The 24,479-nt window shown below is 76.7% G+C and carries 23 protein-coding genes; 10 read left to right on the forward strand and 13 right to left on the reverse strand.

The window, feature by feature from the left end:
- Positions 1-6: 6 nt before the first annotated feature.
- Positions 7-696 carry a LysR substrate-binding domain-containing protein gene (locus ACR9E3_RS16370; protein ID WP_460381358.1) on the reverse strand — a complete coding sequence of 230 codons (690 nt, stop codon included), beginning with the start codon at positions 694-696 and terminating at the stop codon, positions 7-9.
- A gap of 200 nt (positions 697-896) precedes the next feature.
- Here ACR9E3_RS16370 and ACR9E3_RS16375 point away from each other — a divergent pair, with 200 nt between their 5' ends.
- Complete coding sequence (locus ACR9E3_RS16375; RefSeq protein ID WP_460381359.1) at positions 897-1,364, forward strand: adenylyltransferase/cytidyltransferase family protein; 468 nt, start codon at positions 897-899, stop codon at positions 1,362-1,364.
- Positions 1,365-1,407: 43 nt separating this feature from the next.
- Entirely contained in the window at positions 1,408-2,538 is a 1,131-nt protein-coding gene (locus ACR9E3_RS16380; protein WP_460381360.1) for a CDP-glycerol glycerophosphotransferase family protein, read from the forward strand.
- A gap of 53 nt (positions 2,539-2,591) precedes the next feature.
- Here ACR9E3_RS16380 and ACR9E3_RS16385 read toward each other — a convergent pair whose 3' ends face one another.
- Positions 2,592-3,311 carry a hypothetical protein gene (locus tag ACR9E3_RS16385; protein WP_460381361.1) on the reverse strand — a complete coding sequence of 240 codons (720 nt, stop codon included), beginning with the start codon at positions 3,309-3,311 and terminating at the stop codon, positions 2,592-2,594.
- A gap of 193 nt (positions 3,312-3,504) precedes the next feature.
- Here ACR9E3_RS16385 and ACR9E3_RS16390 point away from each other — a divergent pair, with 193 nt between their 5' ends.
- A complete protein-coding gene (locus tag ACR9E3_RS16390) occupies positions 3,505-4,920 on the forward strand; it encodes a hypothetical protein (RefSeq protein ID WP_460381362.1) in 1,416 nt (471 codons plus the stop codon).
- 76 nt (positions 4,921-4,996) lie between these two features.
- Here the strand turns inward: ACR9E3_RS16390 and ACR9E3_RS16395 are convergent, their stop codons facing one another.
- From ACR9E3_RS16395 to ACR9E3_RS16435, 9 genes are read right to left on the reverse strand one after another with little or no spacing between them, the layout of a single operon-like run.
- Positions 4,997-5,710, reverse strand: coding sequence for an acyltransferase (locus tag ACR9E3_RS16395; protein ID WP_460381363.1), 714 nt, complete (start codon positions 5,708-5,710; stop codon positions 4,997-4,999).
- A 10-nt stretch (positions 5,711-5,720) separates the two neighbouring features.
- Positions 5,721-7,625 carry a tyrosine-protein kinase domain-containing protein gene (locus tag ACR9E3_RS16400; RefSeq protein WP_460381364.1) on the reverse strand — a complete coding sequence of 635 codons (1,905 nt, stop codon included), beginning with the start codon at positions 7,623-7,625 and terminating at the stop codon, positions 5,721-5,723.
- Complete coding sequence (locus ACR9E3_RS16405; protein WP_460381365.1) at positions 7,622-9,064, reverse strand: O-antigen ligase family protein; 1,443 nt, start codon at positions 9,062-9,064, stop codon at positions 7,622-7,624. The genes ACR9E3_RS16400 and ACR9E3_RS16405 overlap by 4 nt, the downstream gene beginning before the upstream one ends.
- A complete protein-coding gene (locus ACR9E3_RS16410; protein WP_460381366.1) occupies positions 9,061-10,227 on the reverse strand; it encodes a glycosyltransferase family 4 protein in 1,167 nt (388 codons plus the stop codon). The genes ACR9E3_RS16405 and ACR9E3_RS16410 overlap by 4 nt, the downstream gene beginning before the upstream one ends.
- A complete protein-coding gene (locus ACR9E3_RS16415; RefSeq protein ID WP_460381367.1) occupies positions 10,224-10,991 on the reverse strand; it encodes a class I SAM-dependent methyltransferase in 768 nt (255 codons plus the stop codon). The genes ACR9E3_RS16410 and ACR9E3_RS16415 overlap by 4 nt, the downstream gene beginning before the upstream one ends.
- Positions 10,984-12,177, reverse strand: coding sequence for a hypothetical protein (locus ACR9E3_RS16420; RefSeq protein WP_460381368.1), 1,194 nt, complete (start codon positions 12,175-12,177; stop codon positions 10,984-10,986). Before ACR9E3_RS16420 ends, ACR9E3_RS16415 begins: the two co-directional genes overlap by 8 nt.
- On the reverse strand, positions 12,167-13,150 hold the full coding sequence (locus ACR9E3_RS16425) for an FkbM family methyltransferase (RefSeq protein WP_460381369.1): 984 nt from the start codon (positions 13,148-13,150) through the stop codon (positions 12,167-12,169). Before ACR9E3_RS16425 ends, ACR9E3_RS16420 begins: the two co-directional genes overlap by 11 nt.
- A complete protein-coding gene (locus tag ACR9E3_RS16430) occupies positions 13,147-14,439 on the reverse strand; it encodes an MATE family efflux transporter (protein ID WP_460381370.1) in 1,293 nt (430 codons plus the stop codon). The genes ACR9E3_RS16425 and ACR9E3_RS16430 overlap by 4 nt, the downstream gene beginning before the upstream one ends.
- The gene (locus ACR9E3_RS16435) at positions 14,436-15,863 is read right to left on the reverse strand and encodes a glycosyltransferase (protein WP_460381372.1); all 1,428 of its coding nucleotides are present in this window, start codon (positions 15,861-15,863) and stop codon (positions 14,436-14,438) included. Before ACR9E3_RS16435 ends, ACR9E3_RS16430 begins: the two co-directional genes overlap by 4 nt.
- Positions 15,864-16,189: 326 nt before the next feature.
- Between ACR9E3_RS16435 and ACR9E3_RS16440 the strand changes: the two genes are divergently transcribed.
- The 4 genes from ACR9E3_RS16440 to ACR9E3_RS16455 all read left to right on the forward strand — a co-directional run bounded on the left by ACR9E3_RS16440 (position 16,190) and on the right by ACR9E3_RS16455 (position 19,639).
- Positions 16,190-16,990, forward strand: coding sequence for a class I SAM-dependent methyltransferase (locus ACR9E3_RS16440; protein ID WP_460381373.1), 801 nt, complete (start codon positions 16,190-16,192; stop codon positions 16,988-16,990).
- Positions 16,987-17,667 (forward strand): acyltransferase, encoded by a 681-nt coding sequence (locus tag ACR9E3_RS16445; RefSeq protein WP_460381374.1) that lies wholly within the window; start codon positions 16,987-16,989, stop codon positions 17,665-17,667. The genes ACR9E3_RS16440 and ACR9E3_RS16445 overlap by 4 nt, the downstream gene beginning before the upstream one ends.
- A 523-nt stretch (positions 17,668-18,190) precedes the next feature.
- Entirely contained in the window at positions 18,191-18,910 is a 720-nt protein-coding gene (locus ACR9E3_RS16450; RefSeq protein WP_460381375.1) for a hypothetical protein, read from the forward strand.
- Between the two features lie 294 nt (positions 18,911-19,204).
- Positions 19,205-19,639 carry a hypothetical protein gene (locus ACR9E3_RS16455; RefSeq protein WP_460381376.1) on the forward strand — a complete coding sequence of 145 codons (435 nt, stop codon included), beginning with the start codon at positions 19,205-19,207 and terminating at the stop codon, positions 19,637-19,639.
- 1 nt (position 19,640) lies between these two features.
- Here the strand turns inward: ACR9E3_RS16455 and ACR9E3_RS16460 are convergent, their stop codons facing one another.
- Complete coding sequence (locus tag ACR9E3_RS16460) at positions 19,641-20,219, reverse strand: bifunctional nuclease family protein (protein ID WP_460381378.1); 579 nt, start codon at positions 20,217-20,219, stop codon at positions 19,641-19,643.
- 102 nt (positions 20,220-20,321) lie between these two features.
- Between ACR9E3_RS16460 and ACR9E3_RS16465 the strand changes: the two genes are divergently transcribed.
- From ACR9E3_RS16465 to ACR9E3_RS16475, 3 genes are read left to right on the forward strand one after another with little or no spacing between them, the layout of a single operon-like run.
- Positions 20,322-20,825 (forward strand): 2Fe-2S iron-sulfur cluster-binding protein, encoded by a 504-nt coding sequence (locus tag ACR9E3_RS16465; protein WP_460381379.1) that lies wholly within the window; start codon positions 20,322-20,324, stop codon positions 20,823-20,825.
- A complete protein-coding gene (locus ACR9E3_RS16470; RefSeq protein ID WP_460381380.1) occupies positions 20,822-21,865 on the forward strand; it encodes an FAD binding domain-containing protein in 1,044 nt (347 codons plus the stop codon). Before ACR9E3_RS16465 ends, ACR9E3_RS16470 begins: the two co-directional genes overlap by 4 nt.
- Positions 21,862-23,958, forward strand: a complete 2,097-nt coding sequence (locus tag ACR9E3_RS16475) for a xanthine dehydrogenase family protein molybdopterin-binding subunit (RefSeq protein WP_460381382.1) — start codon at positions 21,862-21,864, stop codon at positions 23,956-23,958. Before ACR9E3_RS16470 ends, ACR9E3_RS16475 begins: the two co-directional genes overlap by 4 nt.
- Before the next feature lie 61 nt (positions 23,959-24,019).
- Here ACR9E3_RS16475 and ACR9E3_RS16480 read toward each other — a convergent pair whose 3' ends face one another.
- Positions 24,020-24,448, reverse strand: a complete 429-nt coding sequence (locus ACR9E3_RS16480; RefSeq protein ID WP_460381383.1) for a hypothetical protein — start codon at positions 24,446-24,448, stop codon at positions 24,020-24,022.
- Positions 24,449-24,479: the final 31 nt, after the last annotated feature.

Consider the following 24,479-nt stretch of genomic DNA (forward strand, 5'->3'; position numbering starts at 1 on the left):
TCTGGCTCAGGCCTCGGCCTGGGCTCGGGCGAGCGCGACGAACGCCGTCGCGGCCGGGCCGAGCGTGTCGTCGTCGCGACGCAGGACGAGGTAGAGGCACCGTTCGATCGGGTCGCCCTCGACACGCGCGGTGCGCACCTCGGGGCGGCCGTGCCGCTCGAGGGCGCAGGAGCTGACGACGCCGACGCCCTCGCCGGCGGCCACCGCCTCGATCAGGCCCTCGTTGGTGTCGCGGATCGTCCACCGCTGGTCGGTGACGAGCGGCGTCCCGCGCTCCGCGAGGGCGTCGGTGAACGAGCGCCGCGTCCCCGAGCCCTCCTCGCGCTCGACCAGCGGCGTCGCGGCGAGCGCCGCGACCGTCACCGGTTCGTCGGTGTCGAGCGCGTGGCCGCGGGGGACGGCGAGGACGATCTCGTCGGCGCCCACGACGAGCGCGTCGAGGTCGTCGCCGTCGGGCTCGGCGCCGGCGAAACCGACGTCGGCGCTCCCGTCGCGCAGCGCCGCGAAGACGCCGGCGGAGTCGGTGACGACCGTGTCGACGGTGTACTCGGGCTGGTCGGCGGTGAACTCCTCGGCCAGCTCGGGCACGAGGAACTCCCCCGGGATGCTGCTCGCCGTCACGGCGACGACGGTCGCCGCGGCGTCGGGGTCGTCGAGCTCGGTGGTGTCGAGGTCGACGTCGTCGGGCGCGGTCATGGTGTCCTCCCTCGGACGGATCGGTCATCGGCTCCGGCCGTCCGCGCAGCGACGTACCCACCGCGCGGCGACAACCCACGCACGGATCCTCCGGAGCGCGACGAGGCGGGCGTCACCCGAACGGGAAGGACCTGCCGATATGCCTGCTCAGGCGGCTCGCTAGCCTCCGCGAAACCGGTCGTCGGGGGGCGGGGGCGCAGATGGGCGAGGGCAGGCCGCGACGGGTCCTGACGTTCGGCACGTTCGACCTCTTCCACGTCGGTCACCTGCTGCTCCTCGAGCGGGCGGCCGCGTTCGGGGAGCTCGTGGTGGGCGTCTCCACCGACGACCTGGTGCTGGCGAAGAAGAGTCGGCGGCCGGTGTTCCCGTCCCACCACCGGGTGGAGATCGTGCGGGCGCTGCGCTGCGTCAGCGCCGTGTTCCCGGAGGAGGGCCCGGGGCTCAAGCGCCGCTACCTCGTCGAGCACGGCGCCGACGTCCTCGTCATGGGCGACGACTGGGCCGGGCACTTCGACGAGCTCGGCGACGTGTGCGAGGTCGTGTACCTGCCGCGGACGCCGTCGATCTCGACGACGGCGACGATCGAGGCGATCGCGACCACGGTCGAGGTGCCCGACGAGCTCGGTGCCGCCACGGACGCGCGGGGAGACCGTGCTCCGGCGGCGTGAGCCCTCGCGAGCCGGTCGCCGGAAGGTCCCCGGCGGTGCGCTCGTGGCGCGGCTCGCGCTCGGCGCGCTGCGGGCCCTCAACCAGGCCGTCCCCGAGCGCGACGCGCTGGCCGTGCTCGTCGGGATCCCCGACGTCGACGACGGCATGATCGCGCTGGCCGACGAGCTGCTCGCCCGCGGCCGCGAGGTGGTGCTGCTGACGGCAGGCGCCCGGGTGCCGTCGGGGTTCTACGACCCGCGGGTCCGGACGATCCCGCGCCGCGACCCGCGGGCGCTGTGGTCGTACCTGCGCGCGCGGGACGTCGTCACCACCCACGGCGTGTACGGCGAGCGCGGCGGGCCGTCACGGCAGCGTCTGACCTACCTCTGGCACGGCGAGTCGACCGGCAAGCGCATCGACCGCTACCTCGACGGGCCGTCGAAGCCGCCGTCGACCGCACCGGTGCTGTCGAGCATCGGGCAGGCCTTCCGGTGCGCGGAGTTCGGGCTCGGCCCGCACGACGTGCCGGTGCTCGGGGCCCCGCGCAACGACCGGATGCTGCGGTCGGCGCGCGGCCCCCACCCGCTGTTCACCGAGCGCGCGCCCGCCCGTTGCCGGCTGCTGTGGTTGCCGACCTACCGCGCCGGCGCCGCGCAGGGCCGCCGGCGCACCGACTCGACCCGCGGGCACGCGGGGCTGCCGTTCGACCGCGACGAGCTCGCGGAGCTCGACCGGCGACTCGCGGATCTCGACGTCGCCGTGCACGTCAAGCTGCACCCGTTCGCGGCCGACGCCTTCGACCTGGCGACCCGGGCGCTCGTGCCGCTCACCGACGCGCAGCTGTGGGACGCCGGGCTGACGACCTACACCGCGCTCCCCCGCGTCGACGGCCTGATCACCGACGTCTCCTCGGTGTGGATCGACCACCTGCTGCTCGACCGGCCGATCGTCGTCGCGTTCCCCGACCTCGAGGAGTACCGCGCGACCCGCGGCTTCGCTCTCGAGCCGTTCGAGGACTGGATGCCGGCCCCGGTCGCGCGCACCGTCGACGACCTCGTCGACGAGATCACCGCGATCGCCGCCGGCGACGACCCCCACGCCGCGCGCCGCCGGGCCCGCCGTGCGCTCCTGCACGCCCACGGCGACGACCGGGCCGCCGCCCGCCTGCTCGACTGGTGCGCTGCGCGCATGTGAGCACTTCGGCGTGCTGGGGCACTCCGAAGTGCTCACGCGCGGCGGAGCCGCACCTACCCCGCCCACGTCTCGTAGAAGCGCACGTCGGCGCCGCCGGGGGCGAGGCGGAAGAACTCCCACCCCGCGACCGAGGCGCCGGCGGTGGCGAAGCGCGGATCGGACAGCGTGCGCATCGTCCCGTCGGGCAGGGCGAGGACGGCGGTGTCGCCGCGGTAGGCGACGTCCACGCGCAGCGGCCGCTCGTCCTGCGGCAGCGGCGCCGTGAAGGCGTCGCTCGCGACCTCCTGCAGGCGCTCGTCGACCAGCACGCCCGCGGTCCAGCGCTGGGGCGTGATCGCGAGGTGGATGTGCCCGGAGCCGGCGGGGCGCCCGTCGAGGGCGAGGAGCGCCAGCGCGCCGTACCCGTCGCCCGGCCCGAAGCCGAACACGGCGCCGAGGCGGTCGATGCGTCCCACGACGCCGGTGAGGTCCTGGAAGACGTAGGTGGCGGCGGCCGCCGGGGGCAGGTGTCCGACGAGGGCGCCGCCGGCGATCGACGGCGGCGGGGTGCCCGCGGGCTGCTGGACGGTGCGCAGCGGCACGCCCTCGTCGCCGCTGGTCGGCAGGGCGCCGGCGGGACGCGCCGACCACCGGGTCCCGACCCGCAGCGGGATCTCGGGGAACGACGTCGCCGCGGTCGCCGTCGCGCGGTCTCCGCACCCGGCGAGACCCAGGCCGACGGCACCGAGTCCGAACGCGGCGAGGACGCTGCGGCGGGACGGCACGGCGTTCATGGTGCAGCCACCCGCGCGCGGCCCGGCGCCCACCCCCGGCCTCGTGATCGTGGCGGATTTCCTGACTCTGAGTGTCAGCGTTGACGCCAGGCTGGCACCCCGGTGACCACCCCCGGACGGGTGCGGCGGGGCGGTGGGGGCGGGGTGCGGGCGGGACCTACGCTCGCCGGATGCCCGCCCGGAGCACGACCGGATGATCTCGCGGCGGGCGGCGCTGTCCGCGGCGGCGGGCACGCTCGCGCCGGTCGGTCTCGTCGCCGCGGCGTGCCCCGCCACCGCGACCCCGTCCGCCGACGGCCCGCCCGGGCCCCGCCAGGCCCCGCCGCCGTCGGGTGGGGACGACCTCGCCGCCCTGCGGGACGCGATGCCCGCGGCCGGCGCGCTGGTGCTCGGCGCCGGGGTCTACCAGCTCTCCGGACCCCTGACGGTCGGCCCGGCGCAGGACCTCATCGGTGCGGGCGGCAACCTGGCGGACGCCGCCACGACCCTGCGCGCCACCGCGCCCGAGGCGGGCGTCGTCGTCACCGACAGCGCCGGCATCTCGGGCAACCTGCTGATCGACGGCGCCGGGATCGCGCAGGCGCCGTTCGTGCGCGCCTTCGGGGCGGGCGCCGCGCAGCGCACGTTCCTCAACCTCTCGGTGATCGGCAGCGCCGCCGACAACGTGCTCGTCACCGGCGCCCAGAACGACACCTGGCTCGGGTGCAACGCCCAGGAGGCCGCGCGGGACAACCTCGTGCTCGACCAGGGCGCGGGCGGCCACGCGTTCGTGCGCTGCGAGTTCAACGCCGCGGGGCGCTACGGGCTGCGCTGCGACCGCGAGGTCTCCGGCGGCCCGTACGCCGTCCCCACCGACAACACCTTCGACCACTGCCTCTTCGAGCGCGAGAACACCGCGAGCGGCACGGGCGTCACCCAGGCGTTCCTGCCCGCGGTCGACGCACTGACGTTCACCGCGTGCAGCTTCTGGGCCACGCAGGCCGCGACGGGCCCCCGCATCGACGTCCCGGGGGGCAGCGGGACCGTGACGATCGTCGGCGGGCGCGTCCAGGGCGCCTCGCCCGGCGACGGCGGCACCGGCCTGCGCCTCGGCGACGGGTCCCGGGTCGTGCTCGCCGCGCAGCCGCGCCTCGAGAACCTCGCCGTCGGCATCGAGCTCGTAGCGGGCAACCCGACGGTGCACGTGCTCGGCGCCGTGTTCTGGAGCGGGGTCGGGCGGCGCTACGCGGGGGCCGGGCGACCGGACACCTCGGTGCTCACGCCCACCGACCACCCCGTCCAGATCACCCGCGACGAGCCCGGCGACCGCGCGCTGACCGTCGGCCGCGGCGGCGAGCCCGGGATGCGGCTGACGCTCGGCGCCGACGGGTCGCTCGCCTGGGGCGACGGCGCGACCTACGTGCCCACGGCGCGGCTGTTCGCCGGCGCCGCGCCCGGCGTGCTGTCGATGCCGCCCGGGCAGGCGCTGCAGAGCGGGCGCGGCCCGACCCCGGCGCGCCCGCCCGCCGCGGCCGTCGGGCCCGGCGCCGTCTTCTACGACACGACCCTGCGGCGACCGATCTGGTCCGACGGCGCGGTGTGGACCGACGCGACGGGCGCCCCGGTCTGATCATCCGCGCCGCGAACGGGGACTTCGGGCGCATAGAAGCAGCGAACGCCACGTTCGCTGCAACACACCGGCGAGCTCAGGTCCGGCGCGCCCGGGCGTCGCGGAGGGCGGCGCGGGCGCCGGAGCGGGTCCCGAGCCGCGGCTCGGTGCGCGTCGCGAACCCGGCGTCGGCGAGGTCCGAGACGGGTGACGCGGGCACGCCGGCGTAGAGCTTGCCGGGCTCGGTGAGGTCCTTGGACACCACGGCGCCCGCGCCGACGACGATGTTCTCGGCGATCGTCGTGCCCGCGGTGATCACGCTGTTGCTGAACACCAGGCTCGTGCGCCCGACGACCACCGGCTCCGCCCGCAGCGCCCACTCGCGGACGTCCGCGTAGTGGGTCAGCACGGTGCTGCGGACACCGGCGAGGATCGAGAGCTCCTCGAACCGCACGCCGCCCGCGCAGTCGAGGTAGTGCCGCGAGGTGATCGACGCGCCCCGCCCGAGCACCACGCTCGCCGTGACGTCGTGCTCCTCCTGCGGGATGTACTGCGCCTGCGCCGAGAACCAGTTGAACTGGCCGATGTCGGCCTGGTCGGCGAGGTCGACCCGCGCGAGCTCGCGGAAGATGTTCCCGGGGCCGATGTAGGCGCGCTCACCGAGCCGCAGCCGCCCCACCCGCCAGAACACCGACGGGTGCACGCGCGCGCTCGGCGCCACCCGCCACCCCCGCCCGAGCAGGCCGAGCAGTCGGTTCTTGGCGCGGCCGGCGGGCAGGAGGCCCACCACCAGCAGGATGATCGACCTCAACGAGTCCCCCTCAGGACGCCGGCGGCGGCGTCCCGATCGTGCCTGAGCCGTCGTCGGCGGCCTGCGGCGCCCGGGCCGGGGCAGCACCTCCGGCGGTCGGCCGCGCGGAGACCTGCACCAGCGAGCGGGACCGCTCGGCCTTGCGGGCCAGCTCCCGCTCGACGTCGCGCGGCACCTCACGGACTTCCCGAACCTCCCGGGCCTCCGCGAACGAGGTCTCGCCCGAGTGCGCCTCCCCCGCGGGCACGGCGCCCTCGGGACGGCGCCGGGGTTGCTCGGCGCGCTGCTGGCCGGTCGGGTGCGCGGGATGCGGCGTCGACCGCGAGCCCGCCGGCGGCACCGACGGCGGTCCGGACCGACGCGCGGCTCCCGGGGCCTGGGTCGACGGCGCCGGGGTCGAGGGGGCCTGGGTGCCCGCGCGCTCCGGCCGGGCGCCCCGGTCCGCCGCTTGCGCCGCGGTCCGGGCGGCGGCCTGTGCGGCGGCGCGCGGGGCCGCCGGCTGCTGGCCCTGCTGACCCCGCTGACCCGCCGGAGACGCCGCGGCGCGCGACGGCGTCGAGCCGGCCGGCGCACCACCGATCCCCAGCGCCGTCGCGCGGTAGCCGTCGTACCCGGCCGGGTCGCCGCGGCGCGCCGGGGCGTGGGAGAGCACGGACCCGACGACGCGGGCGCCGACGGTCCCGAGCGCCTCGACGGCCGCCGCGACCTGCGTGCCGGTGGTCGCGCCGGCCCGGGCCACGAGCAGGGCCCCGTCCGAGCGGCTCGCGAGCACCGCCGCGTCGGCGACGGGCAGCAGCGGCGGCGCGTCGAGCAGCACGAGGTCGTACTCGGCGTGCAGCAGCGTGAGCACCTCGCCCATCTGGCCGGACGAGAGCAGGTCGGTGGGGTCGGGCGGGAGCGAGCCGCAGACGAGCACGTCGACCCCGGTGCCGCCCCAGCGCTGCATCGCGTCGGAGAGCCGGGCGCGCCGCCCGAGGACGTCGGTCAGGCCGACGTCGCCGACGAGGCCGAGCCGGTCGGCGATCGTGGGGCGGCGCAGGTCGCCCTCGACGACCGCGACGCGCCCGGCGCGCCCGAACGCGGCGGCGAGCGCGCAGACCAGCGTCGTCTTGCCCTCGCCCGCCACCGCGCTCGTCACCGTGATCAGCTTGTGCGGGCGGTCGACGTCGGCGAACTGCAGGTTCGTCCTCACCCGCCGCACGGCCTCGCCGTAGCCGGCGTCGGAGAGCGGGGTGTCGCCGGCCTCCGGCAGCGCACCGAGCGGAGCCCCGCCGGCGAGGCGCGCGAGCTCCGCGGCGTCGCGCAGCGTCGTGTCGAGGGTGCCGCGCACGAGCGCGAGCGCCGCCCCGCCGACGAGCCCCACGACGAACCCGACGACGAGGTCGACGGGGATCGACGGCCGCTCCGGGTCGGTCGGGGCCGTCGCCCGGTCGACGACGTTGACGCTGATGGCGGGCGGCTGCCCGGGCACGCGCGACGCCTCGAGCTCGCCGACGACCGCGGTGAAGCGCGCCGCGACCGCGTCGGCCAGGGCGGCCGCCCGGGACGGGTCCAGGTCCTCGACGGTGATCGACATGATCGTCGAGTTGGTCGCGGTGGTGACCGCGACGTCGTCGGCGAGGTCGGTCGGCGCCCGGCCCGGCGTGAGGTCCGCGGCGACGGGCGCGAGCACCCGCTCGGAGACCACCAGCTGCGCGTAGGACGTGACGCGCTGCTGGGAGAGCAGGCTGCCCTGGTAGGCGGACAGCGCCCCGGCGCTGCCGTCGGCGGCGGACACGAACAGGCTCGTGGTCGCCGCGTAGGTGCGCGGGGTGAAGAAGGCGACGGCGCCGGCGGCCAGGAGACCGACGAGCACTCCGGCGACGAGCAGCAGCCAGCGCTCGCGCAGCGTGCGCAGCATCGACGTGACGGTCACGGACGAACTCCCCCTGCAGGTACGGCCGCCTCGGCGGAGACGGCCTGTGCGGTGGTGGACGGCGCAGCGGCAGTGGCTGCGGGCGCCCCGACCTCGACGGCCTTCAGGCCGGCGATCAGGGCGAACGGGACGTAGAGGTAGAGGTCGGCGAGGTGGTTCTCCACGACGCCGACGGCGAGCCAGGTCGCGGTGCAGATGCCGAGCACGAGCGGCAGCCCGCCGTGCCGGTGCCGCAGCGCGGCGACGTCGACGGCCACGCCGACGAAGGTCACGAGGAACCCGAGGAACAGCAGCGCCCCGCCGGCGGCGAGCAGCTGCAGCCAGATGTTGTGGCCCTGCAGCGCCACCTCGAGCCCGACGCCCTGCAGGGGGGCGTGCACGAAGTCCTCCCACGCCTGGGTGCCGAGCTGGGCGCGGACCTCGTTGCTGGCCACGGCGCTGTCGGCACCGGCGAGGCGCAGACGCTCGGCGGCCCCGCCGACCAGGTCCGGGACGGACACGGCGGCGATCACGGCCGCCCCGCCCGCGAGCACCGCCAGCGGCGCGAGCCACGGCCGCGACCGCTGACCGACCGCGAGCGTCACGATGACGGCCGCGACCGCGGCGACGAGCCCGCCGCGCGACTCGGACACGACGAGCCCGCCGAGCATGACGAGCCCGACGAGGCCCCAGCCGGCGACCGGGCCGAGTGTCCGGGCCCCGGCCAGCCGCCACACGACGACCGGCAGCGCGAGCGCGGTGGCGACGGCGAGGTGCGTGGGCTGCACGGTCAGCCCGGCCTCGCGTCCGCCCACGTCGACGAGGCCGCGCAGCGCGAGGCTGATGTGCGTCACCCCGCCGTTGTCGGTGATCCCGACCAGCGCGCTCGCGGCGGCCCCGAGCGCCCAGGCGTTCGCGAGCCGGCCGGGCAGGTGCGGGCGCAGCGGCACGGCGAGACACACCGCGAGCGGCAGGGCGACCACGGCGACCAGCCACGCGAACGCGGCACCGAGGCCCGGCCACCCCGCCTCGGGGGCGACCACCAGCTCCGGCGGCACGTAGCGCGCGGAGAGGTACGCGGGGCTCGGCGGGCTGATCAGGGTGATCAGCGCGACCAGCGTGATCGCCGCGGCGAGCACCCACACCCACACCGACAGCACGACGGGGCGGCGCAGCAGCAGCGCCCGCGACCCGAGGATCAGCAGCGAGAGCGCGAGCAGCACCGGGGCCGGCTTGAGGCCCCCCGCGGTCAGCGCGTTCCACGGCGCGGTCGCGACCGCGCCGAGCAGCATCGCCACGGCCAGCCCGTCGATCCCGCGCAGGACGACGAGCGCGGCGACCGCCACCGCGGCGCACCCCAGCACGAGGAACGTCGGGCGGGCGCCGAGCAGGTCGTGGGCGGCGACGGCGCCCGCGGCGAGCACCGCGATGCCGAGCAGCGCCGGGAGGACCCGGCTCATCCCCGCGTCACCGCCAGCGCGCGCAGGTCGATGGCGTCGCGGTAGACCTCGGTGATCGCCGCGACCCACGCGGCCGCGGTGTAGCGCTCCGTCGCGACCACGCGGCAGCGGCGCGCGAGGACCTCGCGGCGGTCGAGCACGGTGTCGAGCGCCGCCGCCACCTCGCCGACCTCCGGGGTGCGGCCGACGACGACGCCGGTGCCGTGGCGGGCGATGTCGTCGGCGGCGCCGTTGCCGGCGCAGGCGACGACCGGGGTGCCGGCCGCGATCGCCTCGAGGTAGGTCAGCGGCGGGCCGGCCTCGGGCCACTGGCTGGGCACCACGACACCGCGGTAGTGCCCCGGCAGCGCGCGGCTGACCGCGTGGGGCAGCGTGCCGAGGAACGTGACGTTCGGGCCCGCGAGCGCGCGGAGCTCGTCGGCCTCCTCGCCGTCGCCGACGACGTCGAGGGACCGGTCGGCCGGCCACGCCGCGAGCAGCTCGCGCAGGCCCTTCTCGCCTGAGAGCCGCCCGGTGAACAGCCAGCGCTCGTCACCGTCCTGCGGGGCCGCGGCGGGCGGGTCGGGCACGAAGTTGGGCACGACGGCGAAGCGCTCGCGCCCGACGCCGGCGCCGCCGTACTCGTCGGCGGCACGCTCGGAGATCGCGACGAGGCGGTCGGCGCGCCGCACCACCGGGTGCACGGCCGCGCCGCCGCGGTGCGCGAACGCCAGCGGCACCGTCGCCAGCCGCGACCCGTGGTAGCAGCCGTGCCGCACGCCCGACCACGCCGAGCCGAGCACGCAGTCGGTGCAGCGGCGCCCCTCACGCGTCAGCGTCCCGGCCGCGCACAGCGGGCGGAAGTTGTGCAGCGTCGCGACCAGCGGGCCGGACCACCGCTCCAGCCAGCGCGTGCCGAAGTGCGGGTAGAGGTTGTGGACGTGCACGACGTCCGGGTCGGCCTCGGCGAGCGCGGCCGTCGGGTCGGGGCCCTGGCCCGTGATCGTCGTCGCGGCGGCCTCGAGCGGCCACGTCGCACGGGTCATGCGGTCGTCGGAGTGCTGCGCGACGACCGTGACGTCGTTCCCGTCGGCCCGCAGCGCCTCGACCTGCGCGCGCACCGCGACGTTCTCGCCGCTGGGGACGTCCGAGCGGTAGAAGCCGTGGACGATCGCGATCCTCACGCCTGGTCACCGACCTTCTGCAGGAACACGAACCGCATCGACCGCACCGGCGGCGGGGTGATCGCGGCGAGGCGCCGGAACGCGGTCCACGCGAGGGCCGACCGCCCGGCGTAGGCCGGCTCGCTCTCGTGGGTGTAGCCGCAGTGCGCGAACCGCTCGCGGGGGAACCACCGGCGCAGCGCCGCGGCCGTGTTGAGCCGGTAGTGCGTGGGGAAGGTGTCGCGCGCGTCCTTCGTCGGCTGCACCCGGGCGAGGACGGCGTCGTGCAGGCGGTTGGGCACCATGCGCGCCGGCATCGCGATCGCGCCCCAGCGGTTGGGCGTCCGCGCGCAGATCCACCCGCCGGGGCGCAGGACGCGGTGCAGCTCGCCGGCCACCCACGCCGGGTCCTCGACGTGCTCGAAGGTGTAGTCGGAGACGACGACGTCCACCGACGCGTCGTCCAGCGGCAGCGCCGCCGGGGGCACGACGACGTGCGCGGCGTCGAGGCCCGGGTGCGCGAGCACGGCGTCGTCGACGTCGATCCCGACGACCGTGCGTCCCGGCGCCCGCAGGTCGCGCAGGCGGCGGTCGATGGCCGCGGGAGCGTGCTCGAACCAGTGCCCGCGGCCCGCCCCCAGATCGACGACGGTGGACGTGGCGTGCTCGTCGAGCAGCGCGTGGACCCGCAGGTAGAACTCGACGGTCCCGTTCAGGCGGGAGTAGCCCCCGGCGGCGAGCTCGGGCAGGTCGCGCCGGCGGCGGGCGGCGAGGGTGTCAGGCAACGGTGCTCCCCAGGGGCATCTCGTCGACGGTCAGGTGCGCGACGGCCTCGTCCAGGGCCTCGGCGACGACCGCGGGGTCCGCCGCGGTGGCGTCGACGAGGGCGGTGAGGTGCAGCGCCCCGCCGACGCGGGTGAGGTAGACGGTCACGACGCGGGCGCCGCGCGGCAGGGCCCCGCCGAGGACCGTGCGCGGGCCGTCGGCCCAGGGCAGCGCGTCCCAGCCGGGGTCGGCGCCGCGGTCCGACCAGCCCAGCGTCGGCACCGACTCCCCGGCCGGCGTCCCCGGAGTGGCGCCGAGCGCGGCGAGGACCCGCCAGCGGGCGTTGGTCAGCAGGAACTGCAGCAGCGGCAGGCCGTCGTCGACGGCCGCGGCGAGGTCGGCGGCGGGGGCCCCGGAGCCGCCGGGCAGGGTGACGGTCGAGATGAGGTTGCCGGCGACGGGCTCGCCGGCAGGCAGGTAGCGGCGCAGGTCGACGGGCACGACCACGCGCTCGACCGGCACGCCGCGAGCCCGCAGGGCCATGACGGATCCGTCGAGCAGCGTCGTCGACACCGAGCGGGCCGGCGCCTCCCGGTCGCGGCGGCGCCGGATCGCCCGGGCCTGCCCCGCGGTCACGGTGCACCGGACGACCCTCGCGTCCCCGATCGCGGTCGCCGACGGGCTCGGCGGGGTCACCGGCGCCCGCCGGGCCGCGGCGATCCGGCGGACCGCGCGGGCCACCCGCCGGGGATCCCGCGCCCAGTACCGGAGGCCGGCGGCGGCGACGGCGAGCTGCGACGGACGCGGGCGCCGCACCGCGAGCACCGGCGTACCGGGCGCGGCGACGAGGTCCGCGACGAGGCGCCGGGTGACCGCCGCGTCGCCCACCGCGTGGCTGTAGAGCACGCCGACGACGCCCGCGGCCCCGCCGGTGCCGACGAGCACCACGAGCGGCGGGCCCGACCACGCCTCGCCGGCGCGCGCGAGCACCGCGTCGACGACGGCGCCCTCGCCGTCACCCGCGATCTCCTCGACCACCAGCGACGGCTCGGCCCGGCGCAGCCACGCCGAAGCGGGCAGGACCGCGAGGACCGCCGCGTGACGAGCGCGCACGCTCGCCGCCGTGACCCCGCGCAGCGGGCCCAGCACCGTGAACAGCCAGGCGCCGCTCCAGGGGCGGTCCCAGACGTCGGGCTCAGAGCTCATCGCCACGCTCCTCCGGCACGAGGAGCACGTCGCGGTGCCCGGGCCCGGTGGCCGCGGCGAGGCGCAGCGGCCGGGCGCCCGCGCCGGTCGGGGCGAGCAGCCGGTAGTCGTGGTCGAGCAGGTCGGCGAGCACGCCGTGCAGCCGCCGGGCCCCGCCCAGGACCTCGACGAGCAGCACCGGGCGCGACGCGAGGATCGCCGGCCGGGCCGCGGTGAGCACGTCGGCCTCGCTGCCCTCGATGTCGAGCTTCACGAGGTCGCGGCCCGCGAACAGCTCCGAGGCCGGCGTCGTCCGCACCGTCACCGAGCGGCGGGCGGCCCGGTCGTCGACGCCCTCGGCGCTCTCGCGCAGGTAGGACCCGGTCGGCGCGGTCTGGTGCGACTCCTGGTCGGGCAGGGCGAGCTCGAGGTGGTCCGGGGCGCCGTCGCCGACCGCGGCCGCCGCGAGGACCGTCGCGTGGTGCAGGCCGTTGAGGTCGAGGTTGCGGCGCACGATCGCGGCGGCGTCGGGCTGCGCCTCGACGGCCGTGTAGGCGCCGACCGGAGCCGCGGCGGCGCCGACCACGCTGTAGTAGCCGATGTTCGCGCCGATCTCGAGGACGTCGCGCGCCCCGGCGCAGAGCCGCCGCCACCACGCGGCCTCGGCGGCCTCGTAGCCCTGCTCGCCGAACCACCACAGCACCCGCTCGGTGCGCGAGCCGACGACCTCGAGACGCTCGCCCCGCCCCCCGGGCACGGTGATCGTCGCGTGCGGCAGCGGCCGGTAGTACAGCGCGCTCGCGGGCAGGCGCCAGCGCCGGTCGCGCTCACCGGCGGCGCCGATCCAGCGGTCGTGCACGGCGTCGACGACCGGCGCCGGCACCGCCCGCAGGCCGCCGTGCAGCGTGCGACGGGCCAGCACCCGGGCGCGCCGCCACGGCGCGAGGCGCGGCGGCGCGGGCGCGAGCCGCGGCAGGGGCGCGGTGGTGGTCATGCGACGGACCTCCGGGACGGGACCCAGCGCCGCGGCGCCGCCACGAGCGGGTGGACGACGGCGAAGGTGGCGACGAGCCCGGCGACGGTGGCGACGGCCTGGCCGGTGACGAGGCCGTCGGCCCCGGCGGCGACCGCGCCGACCCCCGCCAGGGCGACCACCGCGACCAGGCGGGCGGCGTTGAGCGCGAAGGCCGTCGCCGCGCGGCGCGTGCCCGACAGCAGGGCCAGGGACGGCACGGTCAGCGCGAAGGCCGCGGCCTGCACCGCGACCGGGAGCACGAGGTCGGCGGCGCCGACGTACTGGCCGAACAGCAGGCGCACGAGCGGGTCGGCGAAGGCGGCGACCAGGGCGACGACCGCGACCACCGGCAGCACGGCGGCCGTGACGCGGCGCCGGCCGGCCCGCAGCGCGCCCGGCTCCCCGGCCGCGTGGCACCGCGCCATCGCCGGCGTCGCCAGCGTCAGCACGGCGCCGAGCAGCACCATCGTCGGCTGCAGCGTCATCAGCTGCACCGCGCGCAGACCGCCCGCCTCGGCCGGCCCGAGCAGCAGCCCGGCGAGCAGCACGACGGCGTAGACCTCGACCTGCCCGAGCACCGAGCTCGCCGTGAACCACCCGGCCACGTCGCGGGTCGTCCGCGCCCAGGGTCCGGGGTGCGCGGGGCGCAGGCCGCGCCCGGGGCCGGCCACGAAGACGACGAGCCCGGCGAGCGCCCCGATCCCCCAGGCCGCGGCGAGCAGGCCGAGGGTCAGCGGCGCGCCGGTCAGCAGCGCCACGGCCAGGGTCGTGGCCTGGGCCAGCGCCCACGCGACGTCGAGGCCCAGCGCCGCACCCGGCCGGCGCTGCGCGAGCAGCAGGTAGCGGGCGAGGTCCTGCAGCAGCGCCGCGGCGATCCACGGCACGAACCAGACGAGCCCGCCGATCCAGACCGACGCGGCGAGCAGCAGCGCCGTCGCCGCGAGCGCGGCCAGCCCGGCGAAGCCCAGGGCGGACCGCACGAGCGCCGGGCGGCGGGCGTCGTCGACGCCGGGCAGGTGCGCGAGCAGCGTGGTGCCGACCAGGCCGCGGCCGGTGGCCAGGACGACCGTGACGGTGCCGAGGGCGACCGCGAACGTCCCGAACGCCTCGGGGCGCAGCAGGAACGACGCGGTGTAGGCCGTCGCCGCGTTCGTCGCGGCGTTGAGCACCTGCCCCGCGAGCCCCAGCAGGGGCGTGACGCGCCGCCGCCGGACCGACCCCGTCCCCGGGGCGGCCCCGGCGGAGGCGTCGGTCGGGACCGAGGTCACGCGACCGTCCGCCGCATCCGCCGCCGCAGGGCGAGCAGTCCGGCGGGCTCGGGCTCGTGGTCGTCGGTCCCGGGGGCCGGCGGCACGTCCGACAGCGACATGTCCTCCACCGAGACCTCGTCGGCGACGAGCTCGCGCAGGGGCACCGGGGTCTGCGGGGTCGCCGTGCGACCCCCACCCAGCAGCGCGAGCCACGCGACGTACGCGCGGCGCGCGGCCGCGGCGGAGCAGCGGGTCACGGCGTAGCGGCGCCCGGCCCGGCCCAGGTGCGCGGCCACCTCCTCGCCGCCCATGCCGAGCGCGACCGTGGCCTCCAGCAGCAGCTCGGGGCGGCCCGGCTCGACGACGATCCCGGCGCGCGCCGCGGTGACCTCACGGGCGGCGGGGCTCGACGGGCTGGTCGCGGCGACCACGGGCCGACCGGCGGCGAAGTACGAGGTGAGCTTGCTGGGCACGCACATCTCGCTGATCGAGGGGCGCTCGTTGACCAGGAGGACGTCGGCGGCCGCGAGCGCGGTCTCGAAGTCGCCGTCGGGCAGCGGGTCGGCGAAGCGCAGCCGGTCGCAGCCCGCGGCGAGCTCCACGAGGCGGTGGCGCTGGTTGCCCGCGCCGAGGAGCACGAAGGTGACGGGCAGGTCGCGGGCCTGCGCCAGGCGCGCGGCCTCGACGACGTTCTCGAGGTTCTGCTTCGCGCCCATGTTGCCCGCGTGCAGGGCGACGGTGTGCTCGGCGGGCCATCCCAGCTCCGCGCGCATCCGCGTCGGGCAGCCGGTGGGACGCCCGACGTGGGTCCAGTTGCGGATCACCGAGACCGCCTCGGCGCGCACGGCCGAGCGGGTGAGCCCGGCGCGGAAGACCTCGTGCACCGCGGCGACCCGGTCGGCGCGGCGCAGCAGCGCGCGCTCGAGCCCGGCGACCGCGCCGCCGCCCCGCCCGCCGAGCACGCCCGCCTCGGCGACCACCGAGCCGTAGAGGTCCTGCACGACGACGCCGACGGTCGGCCGTCCCGCGCGCCCCGGTCGTCCCCGGCGCAGCAGGGCCGCGGCGACCGTGAGCAGCGCGGGGCTCACGGCGATCACGACGTCGGGACGCCGGTGGCGCACGGTCATCGTGGCCAGCGCGAAGGCCGCCTCCATGAGCACGCGGCCCACCCCGGTCGGGCGTGCCGGGACGGGGTGGCGAACGCGGGTCACGCGCACGTCCCCGTCGCGCTCCTCGCGCCGCAGCCATCCGCGCAGTCCCCCGCGCAGACCCCGGTACTCCGGCGCGACGCGCCACTGCGGGTAGTGCGGGAAGCCGGTGACGACGTGCACGTCGTGACCGGCGTCGGCGAGCGCCCGCGCCATGCCCGTCGTGTAGGGCGCGATGCCGGTCGTCTCCGGCGCGTAGTTCACACCCAGGACGAGCACGTCGAGTCGGGGCACAGCACTCCTCGGGACCGGCAGTCGGGGTGGGGACCCCGCACGCCCGGGTCCCCCTGCACTGGACGGGGAGCGAAGCGCTCGTTTCCCTCGACACCGGTCTCGTCGTCGACGAGTGGGGAGCACCGGTGAAGCGGACGTGACGTCACGGCCCTGTCTCGAAGCCATAACGAGGGCCTACGCGTGGCGTTGATCACCCACATGGTGCGTCCTGGTCCGGAACCGACCGGAACCCCCGTTTGCGCTGTGCGGATACGTCGCCCGTTCGGGTCGGGCACCGCGCCGCTAGCTTGGCCGCCACCTTCGCTCCGACCCGAGGAGGTCGCCGGGTGACCGTGATCGACCCTCAGACCACCGCGTCCACCGTGTCCGCCCCGGAGGCGGGCGCCGGGCTCTACGAGGATCTGCTGCGCGGCCTGGTGGCCGACGGCGTCCTGCGCCCCGACGACACGGTGCTCGTGCAGTTCGCCGGCGCGTTCGACCGCGAGGTCACGGCCCGCATCGGGCTGACGCGCTGCACGTTCGTCAACCTCGCCCCGGACTCGCCGTCGAGCCGCCTGCCCGACGCGGTGCACGGCGACGCGCACGCGATGAATCTTCCCGACGGCGCGTTCGACCACGTCATCGGGCACGCGGGCCTGCACCACTGCAGCCGCCCGCACCAGGCGCTGCACGAGATGTTCCGGATCGCGCGCAAGACCGTGGTCGCCGTCGAGAACCAGGACTCGCCGCTGATGCGCGCCGCGTGCCGGCTGGGGCTCGCCGGGGTCTACGAGCATGACGCGGTGCGCGACGGCGGCGGGACCACCGGCGGCGTCGACGGCACCGGCATCCCGAACTTCGTCTACCGCTGGACCCGCCACGAGGTCCGCAAGACCGTCCGCACCTTCGACCCGGCCCACGACGTCCCGGTCGACTTCCACGCGCACTGGCTCGTCGGCCCGGACCGGGCGCTGACGCCGGGCATGCGCTCGGTGCTCGGTGCGTCCGAGGGGACGGGCCGCGTGCGCGCCGGCCTCGCGGCCGGGCTGAACGCGGGGCTCAACGGGCTCGCCCGCCACCAGGGCAACATCTTCGGCTTCGTCGTGCGCAAGGACCTCGCCCGGCCGCAGCCCTGGATCGAGTCGTGATCATTCGCGCGCGACGTCCGCGCACCCTGCTCGCCGTCCTCGCCGTCGTGCTGCCCGGCGCCCTGCGCCGCTGGGTGCACGTGCGCCTGCTCGGCCACCGGATCGACCCGACGGCACACCTCGGCCACTCGTTCGTCGACGTCGACCGCCTCGAGATGGGTCCCGGCGCGTCGATCGGGCACCTGAACATCATCCGCGGCTGCGAGCGCGTGAGCCTCGACGAGCACGCCCTGATCGGGCACCTCAACTTCGTCAACGCGATCCGCCGCGACAAGGGCTTCTTCGACGACGTCGAGCGGCGTCTCGAGGTCGTCCTGCACCCGCACGCGCGGATCATGATGATGCACTTCGTCGACGCCAGCGACCTGATCGAACTGCACGAGCGGGCGTCGCTGACGGGCTACTGGACCCAGGTGATGACCCACTCCTACGACCCGGCCACCGCCCGCCAGGGCACCTGGCCGATCGTGATCGGGGCGTGGAGCCTGGTGAACACCCGCTGCACCCTGCTGCCCGGCGTCCGCATCGCCGAGCGCTGCCTGGTCGCCGCCGGTGCCGTGGTCACGGGCCCTCTGGCGGAACCCCTGACGCTCTACGGCGGCGTGCCGGCGAAGGCGCTGCGCACGGTGCCGGCGGACATCGGCATGTTCGTCAACGAGGACGTCGTCGTCCGCTGACGTCCTCGCGGGCGTGATCGGGACGCTCGCCGGTCGCGGCGCGCGCCGTGCGCCCGCGCTGAGCTGGCGCCCGAGGTGGGGCGCGCGCCGATGGAGCGAGGGCGTCCTTCGCTGCATCCCACGCACCCAGGGCGCCCCTCGAACCGGGCGGGCACCCGGGCGCCGGTGGAGCGAGGGCGTCCCTCGCTGCCTCCCACGCAGCCAGGGCGCCCCTCGGACCAGGCGGGCACCCGGGCGCCGGTGGAGCGAGGGCGTCCCTCGCTGCATCCCACGCACCCAGGGCGCCCCTCGGACCGGCGGGCCCCCGAGCCGACGCCACGAGGGCCCACCCGACGCCGTTCGCCGGCGCCACCCGAGGACCAGCACCTCGGGAGCACGGCTGAGATGTTCCTGAGATTTATCCGTGACCGAACCGTTACCTCACACGATCGAGGGTCGTTACCCCTTCGGCGTAACCGACGGACGGTCGTTCACCCGGTGCGCGCAGAGACCAGTACCCACACCGGTGAAGGGATACCTCCTCATGGGCGCACACTCCGCTCCGACCACGCCACGGGCCGGCCGCATCGCCGGCCGCGGTGCCCTGACCGCCACCGCCGCGATCGCCCTGGTCGGCGGCGGCAGCGCGGCGGCGTTCGCGGCCACCCCGGCCGAGGTCGGCACCGCGGCGGCCACCGGCCTCACCGAGACGGCGCACGACCTGCCCGCCACCCACGGCCTCGCGGCGCTCCCCGAGCTCCCGGCGACTCCCGCGCTGCCCGCGATCCCGGCCCTGCCGACGGCCGCCGCGCTGCCGGCGCTGCCGGCGACGCCCGAGCTGCCGGCCACGCCGGAGCTGCCGGCGACGCCCGCGCTCCCGACCCTGCCGACTGCCGGCACCCACGCGGTCGAGACGAGCCCCGACCACGTCGTCGGCGGCCTGACCGAGCCGGTCACCGACCCGATCGACAGCGCGAGCGACGGCGCGAGCACCGCGGTCACCGACCCGGTGGACGACGCCACCGGCGGAGCGCCGCTCGACAGCGACGCCGTGGACAGCGACGACGTCGAGAGTGGGCACGTCGACAGCCACGCCGCCTCCGACGCCTCCGAGGCCACGGACGCCGCCGACACCTCCGCGCTCTCCGACGCGACCTCCGCGCTCCCCGACCCGACCGGACTCACCGGGAGCAGCTCCTCCGCCGACTCCGGCTCCTCCGCGGACTCCGCCTCCCCCGCCGCCGTTCTCGCGGGGGTTCTCTGACCCGAGCGCGGTCGACGACCGTGCGATGACGTCGGGGGGCGCCCCGGGTCCACCTCGTGGACCCGGGGCGTTCGTCTGTCCGGGTCCCGGATGAGCGAGTGATCCCTCCAGGTGCTCCGTTCACCCGATGTCATCGGGTCAGAGGAGCACCCGGGCGGATCATGGTCGGGCGGACCGGCGCACCGATCGTGGCCGCTGCGCAGACGGGAGGTGTGAACGCGTTCACCACGGCAACCCTGCTCCTACGCCGAACAGCCCAGCATCACCGGACCGCTGGGCGGACGGAGGTGCTCCGTGGGACGCCACACCCGACCCGAGCCGGAGGACGCGGCCGACGCGACCGCCGACGGCCACCGCCGGATCGCCATGGCCATCCGCCACACGATCCCGGCACCCACTCCGGCCGGCCCGACACCCGGACTCGACGCGACGACGCTGTCGATCCGCCCGGTGGCGCCGGCGGCGCGCCTCGCGACGGCACCGGCGGCGGACGCCGTGGTGATCACCCCACCCGTCCCGGCGGCCGGCCCGCCGTCCCGGCTGTCGTGGAGCGCCCGCCGCACGGCGCGGCGCGAGCAGGAGGCGAAGGCCGCGCTCGCGGCCCAGCTCTCCCGGGCCCAGCGCCGGAGCCGGCAGGTCGCGGCGTTCGCGTCCGTTCCGACGCCGCGCAGCCCCGCGGGGCTCGAGGCTCCGGTCGACGCGGCCCGCCCGCCGTGGACCGCGCACTGACCTACTCCTTGTCGGGGTCCGTCCCCGAGTCGCTGTCGGTGCGGAAGTCGTCCGGCGTGGCCTCGGACAGCGCGCGCCGCAGCTGTTCCACCTCGTCCTCGACGTCGGCCGTGGTGGCCGCGGCCGGGTCCGCCTCGTCGGGCTCGTCCTCGGCGCCGCCGACGGTCGCCACCGCGGTGGCGGGCAGCGCCGCCTCCGAGAGCACCTCCTCGTCGGCCTCGATGGGGCAGCCCTGGTGGACGGCGAGGGTGACGGCGTCGCTCGCGCGCGCCGACACCGCGCGGGTGCCGCCGTCCGCCGTCGTCAGGTCGAGCTCGGCGTGGAACTGGCCCTCGACCAGCGCCGTCAGCCGCACACCGGTCAGCCGAGCGCCGAACGCCTCGACGGCGTCGAGGAGCAGGCGGTGGGTCAGCGGGCGGGGCAGCGTCGCGGCCACCTCCGCGGCGGCGAGCGCCGTCGCCTCGGGCGCGCCGATCCAGATCGCGAGATAGCGCCGTCCGCCGGTGCGCTCCCGCAGCAGCAGCACCGGGTCCTCACTGCCCTGTTCCTGGCCCACCCCGGCGACCTCGACCTCAGCCATGTCCCCCACTATCCGCCCGGGACCGCGCCTCGTCGACCGGGCCCCGACAGCCCTGGGCGAACGCGTGCGTAGGCGTAACCGGAACGTGGTACCTCTTAGCTCGTGAAGCTCGACCTCACCCTGACCGTCGACGGGCACCACCACAGCCTCACGGTCGACACCCGCACCACCGTGCTCGACGCCCTGCGCGAGCACCTCGACATCACGAGCCCCAAGAAGGGCTGCGACCACGGCCAGTGCGGCGCCTGCACGGTGCTGCTCGACGGGCGCCGCACCCTGTCCTGCCTGTCCCTCGCCGTCGCCCACGACGGCGCCGAGATCACCACCGCGGACGGCCTGGCCCCGGAGGGCGAGCTGCATCCGCTGCAGCAGGCCTTCGTCGACCACGACGCCTACCAGTGCGGGTACTGCACGCCCGGCCAGATCTGCTCCGCGGTCGGGATGCTCGACGAGGCGGCCCACGGCGCGCCGAGCGTCGTCACCGAGGACCTCACCGGCGACGTGCGGCTCGACCGCGCCGAGATCGCCGAGCGCCTCTCGGGCAACCTCTGCCGCTGCGGCGCCTACGCGCACATCGTCGACGCCGTCGAGCAGGTGGCCCGGTGAAGCCCTTCGCCTACGAGCGCCCCCACGATGCGGCCGGCGCCGTCGCCACCGTGACCGCAGACCCGGACGCCGCGTTCCTCGCCGGCGGCACGAACGTCGTCGACCACCTCAAGCTCGGCCTCGCGGCGCCGAGCACGCTCGTCGACGTCACCGGCCTGACGTCCACCGAGATCACCGACCTGCCCGAGGGCGGGCTGCGGATCGGGGCCGGGGTGCGCAACGCCGACCTCGCCGCCGACGAGCGGGTGCGCGCCCGCTACCCCGTGCTCGCCCAGGCCCTGCTCGCCGGGGCGTCCGGCCAGCTCCGCAACATGGCCACCACCGGCGGCAACCTGCTCCAGCGCACCCGGTGCGTCTACTTCCAGGACCTCACGACGCCGTGCAACAAGCGTTCGCCGGGTTCCGGCTGCGCGGCGCTGGAGGGCTGGGCGCGCCACCACGCGGTCCTCGGCGCCACCCACGAGCCGGCCGACGTCGCCTGCGTCGCCACCCATCCCTCGGACATGGCCGTCGCCCTGGCCGCGCTCGACGCGCAGGTGCAGGTCCTCGGCCCCGACGGCGAGCGGACGATCCCGCTGACACACCTGCACCGGCTCCCCGGGGACGACCCGGCGCGGGACACGGTCCTCGCCCACGGCGAGCTGATCACCGCGGTCGACGTGCCGGCGTCGCCGGTCGCCGCGCACTCGACGTACCGCAAGGTGCGAGACCGCGCGTCGTACGCCTTCGCGCTCGTCTCGGTCGCCGCCGCGCTGGCGGTCGACGACGGCGGCACCATCACCGACGCCCGCGTCGCCCTGGGCGGCGTCGCGCACGTGCCGTGGCGCGCCACCGCGGCCGAGGGCGCGCTCGTCGGCGCCCCGGCCACCGACGACACCTACCGCGCCGCCGCGCGCGCCGAGCTCGTCGACGCCCGGCCCGTCGAGAGCCCGCGCGGCGGCACCGCGTTCAAGCTCCCGCTGGTCACCGCGACGCTGGCCGCCGCGCTGCGCGGGCTGGCGGAGAACCTGGCGGAGAACTCTGCGCAGGAGGCCCGATGACCACCGCATCCCGTCCCTTCGTCCCGCACGCCGTCGGCACGGCGATGCCCCGGCCGGAGGGTCCGCAGAAGGTCCGCGGCACCGCCCGCTACACCGTCGAGACGCCGGGCAGCGAAGCGCTGTACCTCTTCCCGGTGCAGGCCGGCGTCGCGCGGGGGCGCGTCACGGCGATCGACACGAGCGCGGCCGAGACGCTCGAGGGCGTCGTCGCCGTCCTGACCCACGAGAACTCGCCGCGCCTGGCCCGCGAGGCCGATGCCGACCACGGCGTGCTGCAGTCGGCGACGATCCACCAGCACGGCCAGTACCTCGCCGCCGTGCTCGCCACCTCCTCGGAGGCCGCGCGGGAGGCCGCGTCGCTGGTGTCGGTCGAGGTCGTCGAGGAGCCGCACGCGGCCGTCCTCGACGAGGACTCCCCCGACGTCTACGCGCCGGAGGCCCTCGTCGTGGGCGCCACCGACGACACCCGCGGGGATCCGGAGGCCGCGCTCGCGGCGTCCGCGGTCACGCTGCGCCGGACCTACCGGACGCCGATGGAGCACCACCAGCCCCTCGAGCCGCACGCGACCGTCGCGTGCTGGGAGGACGGCCGGCTCGTCGTCCACGACGCGACCCAGGCCGTGAGCTGGACCCGGCAGGCGCTCGCGGCGGCGTTCGGGCTCGACGAGTCCGACGTCGACGTCGTCGCCCAGCATGTCGGGGGCGGCTTCGGCTCCAAGGGCGGCACCCACCCGAACACGATGCTCACCGCGCTCGCGGCGCAGGCCGTCCCGGGCCGGTCGGTGCGCTACGCGCTGACGCGCCAGCAGATGTTCGACCTGGTGGGCTACCGGCCGGCGACCGTGCAGCACATCGCGCTGGGCGCCGACCGCGAGGGCCGGCTCACCGCGATCACCCACGACGTCGTCGACCAGGGCTCGAAGATCGGCGAGTTCGTCGAGCCTGCGGCCGCGTTCAGCCGCGGCATGTACGCAGCCGAGGCGCGGCGCACGACCCACCGGGTGGTGCCGTTGGACATCGGGGTGCCGACGTTCATGCGCGCTCCCGGCGAGGCGCCGGGCAGCTTCGCCGGCGAGTGCGCGATGGACGAGCTGGCGATCGAGCTCGGGATCGACCCGGTCGAGCTGCGGGTGCGCAACGAGCCCGAGGTCGACCCGGAGTCCGGGCTGCCGTACTCCAGCCGCAACCTCGTGGCCTGCCTGCGCCGGGGCGCGGAGCGCTTCGGGTGGGCCGACCGTGACCCGGCGCCGCGCGCGCGGCTGGTCGACGGCTGGTGGCACGGCACCGGGGTGGGCTCGGCGTCCTTCCCGGTCCCGCGATTCCCCGGATCGGAGGCGACGATCCGGGCGACCGGCGCGGGCGACACGGCGGGCTACATCGTCGAGATCGCCGCCTCCGACATCGGCCAGGGCGCGCGGGCGGCGCTCACCGCGATCGCGGCCGACGCCCTCGACGTCGGAGTCGAACGGATCGACCTGCGCATCGGCGACACCGCCTTCGGCCCGGCGGGCCCGGCCGGCGGCTCGGCGGGCACGACGTCGTGGGGCGCGACGATCGTCGAGGCGGCCGACCGTTTCCGGGACAAGTACGGCGACCATCCCGACGACGGCGACGAGGCCGACGCCCACACGCCCGACAACCCGTGGGCCGGCGAGTACTCGATGCACTCCTTCGGGGCGCACTTCGTCGAGGTGGCCGTGCACGCCGACACCGGCGAGATCCGGGTGCCGCGGATGCTGGGGGTGTTCGCCGCGGGCCGCATCGTCAACCCGCTGACCGCCCGCTCGCAGTTCCTCGGCGGCATGACGTGGGGGCTCTCGGCCGCCCTGCACGAGGAGAGCGTCCTCGACGACCGCTTCGGCCACGTCGTCAACCGGGACCTCGCCGGCTACCACGTCGCCTCGAACGCCGACGTCGGCACCGTGGACGTGGAGTGGCTCGACGAGGACGACCCCTACGTCAACCCGATGGGCACCAAGGGCATCGGCGAGATCGGGATCGTCGGCGTCGCGGCGGCGATCGCCAACGCCGCGTATCACGCCACCGGCGTCCGGGTCCGCTCCCTCCCGATCACCCTGGACGCGTTCCTCTGACCGGCCTACGTGAGCGAACTTTGGGCCTATAGGCCCAAAGTTCGCTCACGTACGGGTCGGGTCACCGGGCGGTGGTGATCCCCCGGCCCAGGCTCGTCACGGCCTCCCGGGTCTCGGTCATCGCCGCGACGCACTCCGGCGGCGCGCCGCCGGTGGCGCAGCCGGCGCGCAGGAAGTGGTCGTGACCGGCGACGACGGCCGCGGCCGGATCGGTGATCTCGGGCTGGCCGGGGCGCGCCACCGAGGCCGCGTTCGCCACGTTGAGGACCTCCTCCTCCCACCGGCCGCACCGGGGGTACAGCCCCGCGACGTCCCGCGACGTGTAGCAGGCGTCCTGCTGGACGAGCTCCAGCTTCGTGCGCGCGGCCTCGAGGGACTGGTCGGGCCGCGCCGCGGGCCCCGACGTGCCCTCGGTGTAGTCCGACGAGCACCCGGCCACCGCGACGACGGCGAGCAGCAGCCCGAGCACCACCCGCGCCGCTGCGATCACCGGCCCACGGTGTCAGGGGTCCCGGAGGGTC

Source organism: Actinomycetospora sp. C-140 (assembly GCF_054796175.1).